At 65.6% G+C, this 13597-nt stretch carries 13 protein-coding genes and 1 pseudogene; 5 read left to right on the forward strand and 9 right to left on the reverse strand.

Going from position 1 to position 13597, the window contains the following annotated elements; genetic code table 11:
- The first annotated feature begins 73 nt into the window (after positions 1-73).
- Together AmiPiv_RS11545 and AmiPiv_RS11550 are read left to right on the forward strand one after the other, a co-directional pair.
- Positions 74-421, forward strand: a complete 348-nt coding sequence (locus AmiPiv_RS11545) for a TfoX/Sxy family protein (protein ID WP_340037599.1) — start codon at positions 74-76, stop codon at positions 419-421.
- A 178-nt stretch (positions 422-599) separates the two neighbouring features.
- The gene (locus AmiPiv_RS11550) at positions 600-1811 is read left to right on the forward strand and encodes an NADP-dependent isocitrate dehydrogenase (RefSeq protein WP_340037600.1); all 1212 of its coding nucleotides are present in this window, start codon (positions 600-602) and stop codon (positions 1809-1811) included.
- Positions 1812-2032: 221 nt separating this feature from the next.
- Here the strand turns inward: AmiPiv_RS11550 and alaS are convergent, their stop codons facing one another.
- On the reverse strand, positions 2033-4693 hold the full coding sequence (gene alaS / locus AmiPiv_RS11555; RefSeq protein WP_340037601.1) for an alanine--tRNA ligase: 2661 nt from the start codon (positions 4691-4693) through the stop codon (positions 2033-2035).
- Between the two features lie 224 nt (positions 4694-4917).
- On the opposite strand from alaS, the gene AmiPiv_RS11560 reads away from it, so the two are divergent.
- Entirely contained in the window at positions 4918-5202 is a 285-nt protein-coding gene (locus AmiPiv_RS11560) for a DUF1330 domain-containing protein (RefSeq protein ID WP_340037602.1), read from the forward strand.
- Here the strand turns inward: AmiPiv_RS11560 and AmiPiv_RS11565 are convergent.
- Together AmiPiv_RS11565 and recA are read right to left on the reverse strand one after the other, a co-directional pair.
- Positions 5179-5372: pseudogene (locus AmiPiv_RS11565) on the reverse strand (hypothetical protein); the annotation flags it as partial. The gene AmiPiv_RS11560 and the pseudogene AmiPiv_RS11565 sit on opposite strands and share 24 nt — an antisense overlap.
- A gap of 179 nt (positions 5373-5551) precedes the next feature.
- Positions 5552-6637 carry a recombinase RecA gene (recA, locus tag AmiPiv_RS11570; RefSeq protein ID WP_340037603.1) on the reverse strand — a complete coding sequence of 362 codons (1086 nt, stop codon included), beginning with the start codon at positions 6635-6637 and terminating at the stop codon, positions 5552-5554.
- A 282-nt stretch (positions 6638-6919) separates the two neighbouring features.
- On the opposite strand from recA, the gene AmiPiv_RS11575 reads away from it, so the two are divergent.
- Both AmiPiv_RS11575 and AmiPiv_RS11580 read left to right on the forward strand, forming a co-directional pair.
- Positions 6920-7858, forward strand: a complete 939-nt coding sequence (locus AmiPiv_RS11575; protein WP_340037604.1) for a carbohydrate kinase family protein — start codon at positions 6920-6922, stop codon at positions 7856-7858.
- A 20-nt stretch (positions 7859-7878) separates the two neighbouring features.
- On the forward strand, positions 7879-8796 hold the full coding sequence (locus AmiPiv_RS11580; RefSeq protein WP_340037605.1) for a pseudouridine-5'-phosphate glycosidase: 918 nt from the start codon (positions 7879-7881) through the stop codon (positions 8794-8796).
- A gap of 351 nt (positions 8797-9147) precedes the next feature.
- Here the strand turns inward: AmiPiv_RS11580 and AmiPiv_RS11585 are convergent, their stop codons facing one another.
- From AmiPiv_RS11585 to sufD, 6 genes are all read right to left on the reverse strand, one after another.
- Positions 9148-9462, reverse strand: coding sequence for a TfoX/Sxy family protein (locus AmiPiv_RS11585; protein WP_340037606.1), 315 nt, complete (start codon positions 9460-9462; stop codon positions 9148-9150).
- A 9-nt stretch (positions 9463-9471) separates the two neighbouring features.
- Positions 9472-9993, reverse strand: coding sequence for a DUF2199 domain-containing protein (locus tag AmiPiv_RS11590; RefSeq protein WP_340037607.1), 522 nt, complete (start codon positions 9991-9993; stop codon positions 9472-9474).
- Positions 9994-10003: 10 nt separating this feature from the next.
- A complete protein-coding gene (sufA, locus tag AmiPiv_RS11595; protein ID WP_340037608.1) occupies positions 10004-10390 on the reverse strand; it encodes a Fe-S cluster assembly scaffold SufA in 387 nt (128 codons plus the stop codon).
- Positions 10391-10496: 106 nt separating this feature from the next.
- Complete coding sequence (locus AmiPiv_RS11600; RefSeq protein WP_340037609.1) at positions 10497-10895, reverse strand: SUF system Fe-S cluster assembly protein; 399 nt, start codon at positions 10893-10895, stop codon at positions 10497-10499.
- Positions 10896-10900: 5 nt separating this feature from the next.
- Complete coding sequence (locus AmiPiv_RS11605) at positions 10901-12145, reverse strand: cysteine desulfurase (RefSeq protein ID WP_340037610.1); 1245 nt, start codon at positions 12143-12145, stop codon at positions 10901-10903.
- Between the two features lie 182 nt (positions 12146-12327).
- Positions 12328-13593: a Fe-S cluster assembly protein SufD gene (gene sufD / locus AmiPiv_RS11610; RefSeq protein ID WP_340037611.1), complete on the reverse strand. Its 1266-nt coding sequence runs from the start codon at positions 13591-13593 to the stop codon at positions 12328-12330.
- Positions 13594-13597 lie beyond the last annotated feature (4 nt).

The following is a 13597-nucleotide window of genomic DNA, read 5'->3' on the forward strand; positions in this document are numbered from 1 at the left end:
AACCAAAAATTGCGACTTTTGCGCGTCCCTGACATATTCGGCGCGGAAAATGAAGTTCCGGTAAGGAACCAGCATGCCCGACGACCTCGCGGAACGCATCAGGCAAGCCATCGGCGAAGACCCCAACATCGGCGAAATCCGCATGTTCGGCGGCATCTGCTTCACCCTCAACGGCAACATGATGGTCGGCACGATGAAGGACGGCACCCTGCTCGCCCGCGTCGGCGAGGGGCAGGAAGCCGAGGCGCTGTCGAAACCGGGCGCGACGCGCATGAATTTCACCGGCCGCGAGATGAAGGGCTTCATCATCGTGGCGGCCGATGAGCTCAGCGACGACGCGCTCAAGCGATGGATCGCCATGGCGTCGCGGTTCGTCGGCGCCATGCCCGCGAAGAAGCCCGGAGCCAAGAAGAAGAAATAGCGCGGCGAGCACCGCAAAATCAGCAGATCAGGCGCTTCTCATACATTGTCGGCGGAGTGCGCCAAATGTAGCAGTTGCAATCATTTGCGCGGCCCGGTCGGCTTTGATATAGGGGCCGCACTCCCTATCACGAACCGCTCCGGAGCCGACCGGCTTCAAGCAGAAAGAGGCACTTTCAATGGCGAAGATCAAGGTGGCCAACCCCGTCGTCGAACTCGACGGCGACGAGATGACCCGCATCATCTGGCAGTTCATCAAGGACAAGCTGATCCACCCTTATCTCGACCTGAACCTCGAATATTACGACCTCGGCATCGAGCACCGCGACGCCACCAACGACCAGGTGACGATCGACGCCGCCAACGCCATCAACAAGTGGGGCGTCGGCGTGAAGTGCGCGACCATCACCCCCGACGAGCAGCGCGTCGAGGAGTTCAAGCTCAAGAAGATGTGGAAGTCGCCCAACGGCACGATCCGCAACATCCTGGGCGGCACCATCTTCCGCGAGCCGATCATCATGAAGAACGTGCCGCGCCTGGTGCCGGGCTGGACCAAGCCGATCATCGTCGGCCGCCATGCCTTCGGCGACCAGTACAAGGCGACCGATTTCAAGTACCCGGGCAAGGGCAAGCTGTCGATCAAGTTCGTCGGCGAGGACGGCCAGGTGATCGAGCACGACGTGTTCGACGCGCCGGGCGCCGGCGTGGCGATGGCCATGTACAACCTCGACGAGTCGATCCGCGAATTCGCCCGCGCCTCGCTGAACTACGGCCTGCTGCGCAACTATCCGGTCTATCTCTCGACCAAAAACACCATCCTCAAGGCCTATGACGGCCGCTTCAAGGACATCTTCCAGGAAGTCTATGAGAAGGAATTCGAGGCCGAGTTCAAGGCGCGCAAGCTTTGGTACGAACACCGCCTCATCGACGACATGGTGGCATCGAGCCTGAAGTGGTCCGGCGGCTATGTCTGGGCCTGCAAGAACTATGACGGCGACGTGCAGTCGGACACGGTGGCGCAAGGGTTCGGCTCGCTCGGCCTGATGACCTCGGTGCTCATGACGCCGGACGGCAAGACCGTGGAAGCGGAAGCCGCGCACGGCACCGTGACCCGCCACTACCGCCAGCACCAGAAGGGCGAGGAAACCTCGACCAACTCGATCGCCTCGATCTTCGCCTGGACCCGCGGCCTGGCGCACCGCGCCAAGCTCGACGAAAACGCCGAACTGAAGCGCTTTGCCGAGACGCTCGAAAAGGTCTGCATCCAGACCGTCGAGTCGGGCTTCATGACCAAGGACCTGTCGCTGCTGATCGGTCCGGACCAGCCCTGGCTGTCGACCACCGGCTTCCTCGACAAGATCGACGAGAACCTGCAGAAGGCGATGGGCTGATCCAAGCCTTGGCCAGGTCTGAATGAGAAAGGCCCCGGAGCGATCCGGGGCTTTTTTCTTTTCGAGGCGCGCTGTCCCGGTGCGCCTTCGAGGCGCGCCTCCAAGGCCCGCTTGGCGGGCACCTCAGGATGAGGAAGGGCGGCGCCTCCCCGCAAACGCAAAAGGCGGAAGCCGGAGCCTCCGCCTTTCGGATTTGCAGAGTTTCGCGTGGGTCGGCGCGATCAGCCGGCCATCGCCCCGGCGACCGCCTCGACGGCCTCGTCGGCCTTGGTGGCATCGGGGCCGCCGGCCTGGGCCATGTCGGGCCGCCCGCCGCCGCCCTTGCCGCCGAGCGCGGCGGACGCGACGCGCACCAGGTCGACGGCGCTGAAGCGGCCGACGAGGTCAGCGGTGACGGCGACGACCGCACTTGCCTTGCCGTCCTCGGACACGCCGATCAGGGTGACGACGCCCGAGCCCAGACCGGCCTTGCCTTCGTCGGCGAGGCCCTTGAGATCCTTGGGATCGACGCCGGACACCACCTTGCCGAGATACTTGACCCCGGAAATCTCGCGCACGGCATCGGCCGAGCCGCCCGCTCCGCCGCCCATGGCGAGCTTCTTGCGGGCGTCGGTGAGTTCCCTCTCGAGCTTCTTGCGCTCGTCGAGCAGCGCCTCGACGCGGGCGAGTACGTCGCCCGGCGCCACCTTGAGGGATGCCGCGACCGACTTGAGGCGGCGGTCCTGCTCGTCGAGGTGGCGGCGGGCGGCATCGCCCGTCAGCGCCTCGATGCGGCGTACGCCGGCCGCGACCGCGCCATCGGAGACGATGCGCACCAGGCCGATGTCGCCCGTGGCCGACACATGCGTGCCGCCGCAGAGCTCGACCGAATAGGGCCGGTTGGCCTTGGCGCCGTGCAGGCCGGTGCCCATCGAAACGACGCGGACCTCGTCGCCATACTTCTCGCCGAACAGCGCCATGGCACCCTCGGCAATGGCGTCGTCGACGGTCATCAGGCGGGTCGTGACCGGGCTGTTCTGGATGACGATCTCGTTGGACATGCGCTCGACTTCCTCGAGTTCCTCGGCGGAAATCGGCTTGTTGTGCGAGATGTCGAAACGCAGGCGCTCGGGCGCCACCAGCGAGCCCTTCTGCGCGACATGGGTGCCCAGCACCTCGCGCAGCGCCTCGTGGATGAGGTGGGTGGCCGAATGGTTGGCGCGCAGCTTCGAGCGGCGGGCGTGGTCGACCTTCAGCTCGACGGCGACGCCGGTCTTGAGCGAACCCTTGGTCACCCTGCCGTAGTGGACGAACAGGCCGTCGGCCTTCTTCTGGGTGTCCGTCACCTCGATGGCGAAGCCTTCGCCCGAGATCGTGCCGGTGTCGCCCATCTGGCCGCCGGACTCGCCGTAGAATGGCGTCTGGTTGACGACGACGGCAACGTCCTCACCCTGCTTGGCCGCATCGACGACCGCGCCGTCCCTGATGAGCGTCAGGACCACACCCTCGGCCTGCTCCGTCTCGTAGCCGAGGAAGTCGGTGGCGCCCGCCTTCTCGCGCACGGCGAACCAGACGGTTTCGGTCGCCGCCTCGCCCGAGCCGGCCCAGTTGGCGCGGGCCTCGGCCTTCTGCCGCTCCATCGCGTCGTTGAAGGCGGCGAGGTCGACCGAGATGTGGCGCTGGCGCAGCGCGTCCTGCGTCAGGTCGAGCGGGAAGCCGTAGGTGTCGTAGAGCTTGAAGGCCGTCTCGCCGTCGAGCATGTCGCCCGAGCCCAGCGTCTCGGTGGCGTCGGCCAGGAGCCCGAGGCCGCGGGCGAGCGTCTTCCTGAAGCGGGTTTCCTCGAGCTTGAGCGTCTCGGTGATGAGCGCCTCGCCGCGGCCGAGCTCGGGATAGGCCTGGCCCATCTCGCGCACCAGCGCAGGCACCAGCTTCCACATCAGCGGCTCGCTGGCGCCGAGCAGCTGCGCGTGGCGCATGGCGCGGCGCATGATGCGGCGAAGCACGTAGCCGCGGCCTTCGTTGGACGGCAGGACACCATCGGCAACGAGGAAGCAGGACGAGCGCAGGTGGTCGGCGATCACGCGGTAGGAGCCGACGTTGTTCTCATCCGGGCCGCGCCCGATCGCCGACGACGTGGTGTCGATGAGATGGCGGAACAGGTCGGTCTCGAAGACGCTCTCCGCGCCCTGCAGGATCGAGGCCATGCGCTCGAGGCCCATGCCGGTGTCGATCGACGGACGCGGCAGGTCGATGCGCTCGTCCTTCGTCACCTGCTCGTACTGCATGAAGACGAGGTTCCAGAACTCGAGGAAGCGGTCGCCGTCCTCCTCTGGGCTGCCGGGAGGGCCGCCCCAGATGTGCTCGCCGCGGTCGATGAAGATCTCCGAGCACGGGCCACAGGGGCCGGTATCGCCCATCGCCCAGAAATTGTCGGAAGTGGCGATGCGGATGATGCGGTCGTCGGAGAAGCCGGCGATCTTCTTCCAGTGGTTCGCCGCCTCGTCGTCGGTGTGGTAGACGGTGACGAGCAGCTTGTCCTTCTTCAGCCCGAACTCCCTGGTGATCAGGTTCCAGGCGAGCTCGATGGCGCGTTCCTTGAAATAGTCGCCGAAGGAGAAGTTGCCGAGCATCTCGAAGAAGGTGAGATGGCGGGCGGTGTAGCCGACATTGTCGAGGTCGTTGTGCTTGCCGCCGGCGCGGACGCATTTCTGCGCGGTGGCCGCGCGCGAATAGGGCCGCGTCTCCAGCCCGGTGAAGACGTTCTTGAACTGCACCATGCCGGCGTTGGTGAACATCAGCGTGGGGTCGTTGCGCGGCACCAGCGGACTGGAGGATACGATCTCGTGTCCGTTCTTCTTGAAATAGTCGAGGAATGCCGACCGGATCTCGTTTACGCCACTCATATTGTCGCCTTGTCGCCGCCCTGATCGAGATGTCCGCCCTTTGCCGGCGGAATTTGGAACTGGCCTTTTAGCCGTCCACCCTTACCCTGTCCAGAAACCCCGGACGCCGGTAGTGGGTCAGTTTGAAATCGGAGGCGGAACAAAGTGACTTCCGGGTGAGTTGTAGCTGGTCATTGCAGGCCATGCTAAAATTCGCCCAAAATCACGCGGGCGGGGAGCCAGCGATGCCCAAGGCATACATCGTCGCGAGTATCAACGTCACCGATCCAGACGGTTTCGAAGAATACAAGAACGCGGCAGTGAAGGTTAGGAAGGAGGCCGGCGGCACTTTGCTGGTGAACGGCGGCCGGACTGAAGCCATCGAAGGCACGCTCCATAATCGCATCGTGGTCATTGAGTTCGAGAGCATCGAAGCGGCGCGCACGGCAGCAGCGGGTTACTTAGCCTTGCGGCATACGCGCGGCACTTCAGCCCCGGACTACGATTCAGTTATCGTCGAAGGCATATAGCCGCCAGGCAATCTCGTTGTACGGGTTGTGCGGACCGCGAACCGCAGGCTTTTCGGCTTCTTTGGCCTCGATCAGCGCAACGATGTCCGCGATCTCCCAAAGCTTGTCGGTGACGCCAGCGGCCATGGCCGGCGTGACGCGCAGTGAATGCGCACGAAGTTGTAATACATAAAGAAACTGACCCGCCACCCGGACGCCCTCGAAGGCGGAAATCCGACATTTGCAGGCGGTTCGGCCGGGGAATCCGCCTGGCCCAAACGAAAACCGCCGGCACGAAGGCCGGCGGTCATCCCTGGAAGCAATGATCCTTGCGGGAGGCGGCGGAAACCGTGCCGCCCCTACCACGCGCTCACATGGCGCCGGCATCGTCCTCGAAGTCTTCGCGCGAGCCGTTCTCCAGGAACTTCTCGGCGATCAGGCCGGCATTCTGGCGCAGCGCGGTCTCGATCTCGCGCGCCGTCTCGGGATTGTTGCGCAGGAACTGCTTGGCATTCTCACGCCCCTGGCCGAGACGCTGCGAATTGTAGGAGAACCAGGCGCCCGACTTCTCGACGACGCCGGCCTTGACGCCGAGGTCGATGAGTTCGCCGGTCTTCGACACACCCTCGCCATACATGATGTCGAATTCGACCTGCTTGAAGGGCGGAGCCAGCTTGTTCTTGACGACCTTGACGCGGGTCTGGTTGCCGACGACCTCGTCGCGATCCTTGACCGAGCCGATGCGGCGGATGTCGAGGCGGACGGAGGCGTAGAACTTGAGCGCGTTGCCGCCGGTGGTGGTTTCCGGCGAACCGTACATGACGCCGATCTTCATGCGGATCTGGTTGATGAAGATGACCATGGTGTTGGAGCGAGAGATCGACGCGGTGAGCTTGCGCAGTGCCTGGCTCATCAGGCGGGCCTGGAGGCCCGGCAGCGACTCGCCCATCTCGCCCTCGATTTCGGCGCGCGGGGTGAGTGCTGCGACCGAGTCGACGACCAGAACGTCGATGGCGCCGGAGCGTACCAGCGTGTCGCAGATCTCAAGCGCCTGCTCGCCCGTATCGGGCTGCGAGATCAAAAGGTTTTCGAGATCGACGCCGAGCTTGCGGGCATAGACCGGGTCGAGCGCGTGTTCGGCGTCGACGAAGGCGCAGATGCCGCCCTTCTTCTGGGCCTCGGCGACCGTGTGCAGGGCGAGCGTCGTCTTACCCGAGCTTTCCGGACCGTAGATCTCGATGATGCGGCCGCGCGGCAGGCCGCCGACGCCGAGCGCGATGTCGAGGCCGAGCGAACCGGTGGAGACCGTACCGATCTCGACAACCTGCTCGTTGGCGCCAAGCCGCATGATCGAGCCCTTGCCGAAGGCGCGTTCGATCTGCGACAGCGCCGCGTCCAGAGCCTTAGATTTGTCCACCGAATTGTCCTCTACAAGCCGCAACGAATTCTGCGCCATGATACATCACCCCCTGGTCATCAATGAAGGCCGCTCGATCCAATGTCGAGGTAAATTTGTATCTGTTTTGTTCTCATTTGGCAAGAGCTTTCAACTTATTGAAATATTGTGACTTTTCATCATGTGTTCTTTTTTCGTTTCGGCCGTATGCGTGATGCCATGTCGCATGCGGCAGCAATCGCTCCGGCGAACATTCCACATGCAAGGCGATTCGCCACGGTTGCTGCACCGGCACTGGCGAACTAAGTTCGCGGCTTCGAAATTCTGCCGGATGGCTCACCGATGACTGCACCGAAAATCCTCGCCATCGGCGGCGCCCATGTCGACCGCCGCGGCCGGATGACGGCCCCCTTCGTGCCGGGCGCGTCGATCCCCGGCTCGATGAGCGAGGATGTCGGCGGCGGCGCCTTCAACGCCCTGCGCGGCGCGGTCCAACGCGGCGCCACCGGCGTGATGATGTCGGTGCGCGGCGGCGACGCGGCGGGCGACGCGGTCGCAGCGGCGATCGCGGCAAGCGGCATCGAGGACCTGTCGGCCATCTTCCTCGACCGCGCCACGCCCAGCTACACCGCGCTGCTCGACCGCGACGGCGACGTGGTGGCAGCACTTGCCGACATGGGGCTCTACGAACTGGCCTTCGCCAAGCAGCTCAGGCGCGCCAAGGCGCGCGAGGCGGTGGAAGGCGCGGATGCCGTGCTGTGCGACGCCAACCTGCCGGAAGCCGCACTCTCGAAGCTCGCCGAGATTGCCGGCAAGCCGCTCTTCGCCATCGCGATCTCGCCCGCCAAGGCGGTGCGGCTGGTGCCGATCCTCGGCAGGCTGTCCTGCCTCTACATGAACCGGCGCGAGGCGGCGGTGCTGGCCGGCATCGCAGCCGATTCTGTGCCGGACGAATTCGTCCGCGGCCTGCGCGCCGCCGGGCTGAAGCGCGGCGTCGTCACGGCCGGCGGAAGCGGCGTGTTTGCCTATGACGCTTCGGGCCTGATCGGGATTGCCCCCCCCGCCCCGCGCCGGATCGTCGACGTCACCGGCGCGGGCGACGCGCTGGCGGGTGCTGCGACGGTCGCGCTGATGCGCGGCTTGCGGCTCGATGCCGCGCTGCGGGAAGGCATCGCCGCCGCCGTACTTGCGATAGAGAGCCCTTCGGCCGTGCCCGAGCTCGACACCGGGGCCTTCGACGAGGTCCTGGCCCTTGTGCCACACGCCGCCGAAATGGCATGAGGCCGCCCATGGAGATCAAGATGACGCCTGAAACCGCCCGCCCCTTCATCGACGTCCACGCGCCCGTGGCCGCGGCCCTGGCCGCCGGCAAGCCGGTCGTGGCGCTCGAAAGCACCATCATCACCCACGGCATGCCCTACCCCGACAACAGCGCCATGGCCGCCAATGTCGAGAAGATCATCTCCGACGAGGGCGCCGTGCCCGCGACCATCGCGGTGATCGGCGGCCGCGTCAAGATCGGGCTGTCCGACGGCGAGCGCGAATCGCTGGCCATGACCGGCGGCGCGATGAAGCTGTCGCGCGCCGACATCGCCTATGCAGTGGCCGAGGGCCGCACCGGCGGCACGACGGTGGCGGCGACGATGATCGCCGCCCACCTCGCCGGCATCAGGGTGTTCGCCACCGGCGGCATCGGCGGCGTGCACAAGGGCGCCGAGAAGAGTTTTGACATCTCGGCCGACCTCGACGAGCTGGCGCGCACGCCGGTGATCGTCGTCTCGGCCGGGGCCAAGGCGATCCTTGACATCGAAAAGACGCTCGAGGTGCTGGAGACGCGCGGCGTGCCGGTCGTGGCCTACGGCTCCGACATCGTGCCGGCCTTCTGGTCGCGCAAGTCACCCTATGCGGCGCCACTCAGGCTCGATGCGCCCGAAAAGATCGCCCGCCTGCATGCGACGCGGGCAGCGCTCGGCCTCGGCGGTGGCCTGCTGGTGGCCAACCCGGTGCCGGAGAGCGACGAGATCCCGGCCGACAGGATGGCCGGCTACATCGAGGCGGCGCAGAAGGCGGCCGAGGCCCAGAACATCTCGGGCAAGGCCGTGACGCCGTTCCTGCTCGCCAAGATCCTGGAACTGACCAACGGCGCCAGCCTCAAGACCAACATCGCGCTGGTGGAAAACAACGCCCGCCTGGCAGCCAGGATCGCCAAGGCGCTCTGAAGCCAGCCTTCACGGACCTTGACCGGCCCCTCATCCCCCTGCCGGGACCTTCTCCCCGCAGGCGGGGAGAAGGGAGAAGTGGTGGCGCTTGCGGCCAGCCTCCTTCTCCCCGTTCACGGGGAGAAGGTCCCGGCAGGGGGATGAGGGGCAGCTCGAGACGGGGCACGTGCGTCCTTCGAGGCTCGCCCTTCGGGCAAGCACTTCAGGATGAGGACCGGTGGAGGCCTGCCGCTCACCAAGGCCCGGAAAAGCCCCCTCACCGGTTCGCCCCTTCGACAAGCTCAGGGCGAACCACCTCTCCCCCACTTTCGTGGGGGCGAGGAACCCAAGCTGGAGGCGTGCCTCGCCAGACTACTTCCGGGCGCGCAGCGCGGCTTCAAAAGCCTTGCGCGTCCAGACGGCGAGTTCGTCCGGATCGTCGACGGCACTTTCGGGAATGCTCCAGTAGGGCATGTTGACTGGCCGGCCGCCGGCATCGGTCCAGCGCCTGGCGCCCGCCGCCTCGAAATCGGGGGCACTAACCGCATCGGCCTTGAGCAGGATCTCGCCGCGCACCTCGACGCCGACGATCAGACCATCGCGGTAGATGCCCTTGCCGCCGAACATCTTTCGGATCGTCACATCGCCAAGTCCGGAGAAAACCTCGCGGATGGCTTCGTCGCTCATCTGTTCCCCTCAACTCTGGCTGTGCATCAGGGCCGCCCAGCGCTCGACCTGGGCCGGTTCGATTCCGTCGCGCTGGGCGAAGAACAAGGGATGATCGGCCTGGTGGAGCGCGACGCGTGGCCGAAGTCGCGCGGGCTGAAACCAGACATCGGCATTGAAGAACATGGACCCGTGATATTCGGGCACGTCGTGCATCAGGTAGCCGAAGCAGCCGTCTTCGGCATAAGTGCCACAGGCGAAGCCCACGCTGTAGATGTCCCAGCTACGCTCCGAAACCGACATCCAGACGCCAAGGCGAAATTCGCTCGACATTCTCGGCACAGGCAGCGGCAGAAGGCAGCGAATAAAGCGGTCGACCTCGCCGGTCGAATAGCGCACTTCGCAGAAGTCGTCGTCCAAGGTCGAGGCGGCCCGGGTGGCATCGTCGAGCGCGTCCCAATCGACAGGCTCGTCGAACATCATGTCCATCGGCAGGCCGACGTGATCTTCACCGCAACATGAGCACCGCCAGCGATAGGCCTTGGCGCTCATCGGAAGGCGCCTAGGCTGCGCCTTGGGCGCGGGCCTCGGCCAGCGCCTTGAGGTCGGCGGGCTTGAGCTCGACGGATTCGCCGCAGCCGCAGGCCGAACTCTGGTTCGGGTTGTGGAAGGTGAAGCCGGTGCGTAGCGCCGTCACCTCGAAATCCATCTCGGTGCCAAACAGGAACAGCGCCGCCTCCGGCGCGACATAGACATGGGCGCCGTCGCGCTCGATGTGGTCGTCCTTGGGGTTCGGCTCTGTCACCAGGTCGACCGTGTATTCCATACCGGCGCAGCCACCCTTCTTGATGCCGAGGCGAATGCCTTGCGCATTCTCGCGGGTGGCCATGATCTCGCGCACGCGCTCGGCGGCCCGGTCGGTCATTGAGATGACGGCAAAGCGTCCCATTCCAGTCTCCATTCGTCGACGGGTTCAAGGCCCGCGGAATGACCCATTACAAAGCTAAGATGGTGAAGATTGCTTTTCCACGCAAGCCTCACCAGAAGCGGGGTGGTCAGTACCACCCCACCGCGACCTGGGCCTCTTCCGACATGCGGTCGGGGGTCCATGGCGGGTCGAAGGTCATGTTGACCTCGACGCCCGACACGCCCTCGACGGCGCCGACGGCGTTCTGCACCCAGCCCGGCATCTCGCCAGCCACCGGACAGCCGGGGGCGGTGAGCGTCATGTCGATCTTGACCGTGCGATCGTCCTCGATGTCGATCTTGTAGACGAGGCCGAGCTCGTAGATGTCGGCCGGGATCTCCGGGTCGTAGACCGTCTTCAGCGCCGAGACGATGTCGTCGGTCATCCGCGCCAGCTCGTCGGCGGGAATGGCGGAGGCGGAGAAGATGCCCTTGCCGGCCGTGTCCGGGGCGGTCTCTTCAGTGGTCGCGGCGATAGCGTCTTCCATGGTGCTCACCCGAAGAATTTGCGCGCCTTTTCAAGCGCTTCGGCCAGGACGTCGATCTCGGCCTTGGTGTTGTACATGCCGAAGGACGCCCTGCATGTGGAGGTTACGCCGAAGCGTTTCAACAGCGGCTGTGCACAATGCGTGCCGGCGCGGACGGCGACGCCCTGGCGGTCGATGACCATCGACACGTCGTGGGCGTGGATGCCCTGCAGCTCGAAGGAGACGATGGCGCCCTTGCCCGGCGCCTCGCCGAAGATGCGCAGCGAGTTGATGGCGCGCAGCCGCTCGTGCGCGTAGTCGCGCAAGGTGGCCTCGTGGGCGGCGATGCGCTCGCGGCCGATCCTGTCCATGTAGTCGAGCGCGGCACCCAGGCCGATCGCCTCGACGATCGGCGGCGTGCCGGCCTCGAAGCGGTGCGGCGGCTCGTTGTAGGTGACGATGTCCTCGGTCACCTCGACGATCATCTCGCCGCCGCCCTGGAAGGGACGCATGCGCTCCAGCATCTCGCGCTTGCCGTAGAGCACGCCGATGCCGGAGGGTCCGTAGACCTTGTGGCCGGTGAAGATGTAGAAATCGACGTCGAGGTCGCGCACGTCGACCGGCAGGTGCACCGCCGCCTGGCTGCCGTCGACCAGAACCGGGATGCCGCGGGCGTGCGCGATGCGGACGATCTCCTTGATCGGGGTGACGGTGCCGAGCGCGTTCGACATATGGGTGATGGCGACCAGCCTGGTGCGCTCCGTCAGCCGCTTTTCGAACTCCTCGATGTGGAACACCCCGAGATCGTCGACCGGCACCCAGACGAGCTTTGCGCCCTGGCGCTCGCGGATGAAATGCCAAGGCACGATGTTGGAATGGTGCTCCATGATCGAGAGCACGATCTCGTCGCCCTCGCCGATGTGAGGCATGCCGTAGCCGTAGGCGACCGTGTTGATCGCCTCGGTTGCCGACTTGGTGAAGACGATCTCCTCGGCGCTGCCGGCGTTGAGGAAGCGGCGCGCGCTTTCGCGCGCCTTCTCGTAAGCCTCGGTGGCGGCATTGGAGAGAAAATGCAGGCCGCGATGGACGTTGGCATATTCGTTCGAATAGGCGTGGTTGACCGTGTCGATCACCACCTGCGGCTTCTGGGCCGAGGCGCCGTTGTCGAGATAGACGAGCGGCTTGCCGTAGACCTGGCGCGACAGGATGGGAAAGTCGCGGCGGATCGCCTCGACGTCGTAGGTGCTGTCTTCGACCACTTTCTTGTCCATCACGTCTTCTCTACGTCACGTTTCGTCCAACACCCCTCATCCGTCTTGGCGCTTCGCGCCAATCCACCTTCTCCCACAAGGGGAGAAGGTCGGGCGCATCTCCTTCTCCCCTTGCGGGAGAAGGTGGCCGAGCCGAGCGAGGCCGAATGAGGGGTGAAGGATCAAACCGTCACCCTCATCCATTATCCGTGCGTCGCGAACCAGTTGCTCAAAAGCTCTTCCAGCGGATCGACGACGCTCTCGTCCTCGAGTTCCTCGATGACCTCGGCGAGGAAGGCGCGGATGAGCAGGCCGCGCGCGGTCTTCTCGTCGACGCCGCGCGCCATCAGGTAGAAGAGATGGTTGCGGTCGATCTCGGTGACGGTGGCGCCATGGCCGCAGGCGACGTCGTCGGCGAAGATCTCCAGCTCCGGCTTGGTCGAGAACTCGCCGTCGTCGGAAAGCAGCAGCGTGTTGCAGGCCATCTTGGCGTCGGTCTTCTGCGCCACCTGGTGGACATTGATGCGGCCCTGGAAGACGCCTTTGGCGCGGCCGGTGACGACGTTGCGCACCACCTCGGTCGAGGTCGTGTGCGGCACGGCGTGGTCGAGCACCATGGTGACGTCGACATGGGTGTCGCCGGCAAGCAGGTTGACGCCGCGCAGCTTGAAGTCGGCGCCTTCGCCAACCGTCTTGACGATGACCTCCTGGCGGACGAGCTTGCCGCCGGCATTCATGATGAACAGCGTCAGCCTGGCGTTCTTGCCGAGCTCGGCCTTGAACTGGGCGAGATGGGTCGCCGTCTCCGGCTGCTCCTGGACGATCAGCCACAGCACCTCGGCATCGTCGCCGAGCAGGAGCTGGCTGACGGAGCTGACCAGCCCCGCGCCCTCGCCGGTCTGGCGTTCGACGATGGTGGCCCTGGCGCCGGCGCCGACGCGCACCGGCAGGCGCACGTGGCTCTGGCCGCCGGCCTGGATGTTCTGCAGCTCGATCGGCTTTTCCAGCCGGGCGCCGGCCTCGATGTCGACGAAATAGCCGTCGGCGACGAAGGCGGTGTTGATGGCGCCGATGGCGTCGTCCTTGCCGTAGGTGACGAGCGCCGGCGCGTAGCTGCCGTCGGTCAGCTTGTCGCTGAGACGCTGGAAGGTCACGCCGTCGATGCCGGCAGCCGCTGTCGACACGCCATTGGCTATCGACGCCACGGTCGAGCCTTCGAGCAGCGGCGCGACCGAACTGGCCTTGGCGGTGGCGTCGAACGCGGGCACCGCGGCGAGCAGGCGACGCAGGTCGGTGTAGTGCCAGGCCTCGACGCGGCGCGTCGGCAGGCCGGCCTTGATCTGTTCGATGGCGTCGTCGCGCTTGACGGTGACGGTGCCGTCGCCCGGCAGCAGCGACAGCCGCTCGCCGAAGGCGTCGACCAATGCCGCTTCCGCCGGGGTGCGCTGTATTTCAGCACGCATGTTCATGGCC

The sequence above is a fragment of the Aminobacter sp. Piv2-1 genome, from assembly GCF_037625995.1.
Classification (GTDB): Bacteria; Pseudomonadota; Alphaproteobacteria; order Rhizobiales; family Rhizobiaceae; genus Aminobacter.

Excerpts from the sequence above, each read along its gene's own strand:
- sufA (WP_340037608.1), bottom strand. The coding sequence starts at position 10,390 with ATGGGACGCTTTGCCGTCATCTCAATGACCGACCGGGCCGCCGAGCGC.
- sufD (WP_340037611.1), bottom strand. The coding sequence starts at position 13,593 with ATGAACATGCGTGCTGAAATACAGCGCACCCCGGCGGAAGCGGCATTG.
- AmiPiv_RS11600 (WP_340037609.1), bottom strand. The coding sequence starts at position 10,895 with ATGGAAGACGCTATCGCCGCGACCACTGAAGAGACCGCCCCGGACACG.
- AmiPiv_RS11550 (WP_340037600.1), top strand. The coding sequence starts at position 600 with ATGGCGAAGATCAAGGTGGCCAACCCCGTCGTCGAACTCGACGGCGAC.
- AmiPiv_RS11605 (WP_340037610.1), bottom strand. The coding sequence starts at position 12,145 with ATGGACAAGAAAGTGGTCGAAGACAGCACCTACGACGTCGAGGCGATC.
- alaS (WP_340037601.1), bottom strand. The coding sequence starts at position 4,693 with ATGAGTGGCGTAAACGAGATCCGGTCGGCATTCCTCGACTATTTCAAG.
- AmiPiv_RS11590 (WP_340037607.1), bottom strand. The coding sequence starts at position 9,993 with ATGAGCGCCAAGGCCTATCGCTGGCGGTGCTCATGTTGCGGTGAAGAT.
- AmiPiv_RS11560 (WP_340037602.1), top strand. The coding sequence starts at position 4,918 with ATGCCCAAGGCATACATCGTCGCGAGTATCAACGTCACCGATCCAGAC.
- AmiPiv_RS11545 (WP_340037599.1), top strand. The coding sequence starts at position 74 with ATGCCCGACGACCTCGCGGAACGCATCAGGCAAGCCATCGGCGAAGAC.
- AmiPiv_RS11585 (WP_340037606.1), bottom strand. The coding sequence starts at position 9,462 with ATGAGCGACGAAGCCATCCGCGAGGTTTTCTCCGGACTTGGCGATGTG.
- AmiPiv_RS11575 (WP_340037604.1), top strand. The coding sequence starts at position 6,920 with ATGACTGCACCGAAAATCCTCGCCATCGGCGGCGCCCATGTCGACCGC.
- recA (WP_340037603.1), bottom strand. The coding sequence starts at position 6,637 with ATGGCGCAGAATTCGTTGCGGCTTGTAGAGGACAATTCGGTGGACAAA.
- AmiPiv_RS11580 (WP_340037605.1), top strand. The coding sequence starts at position 7,879 with ATGACGCCTGAAACCGCCCGCCCCTTCATCGACGTCCACGCGCCCGTG.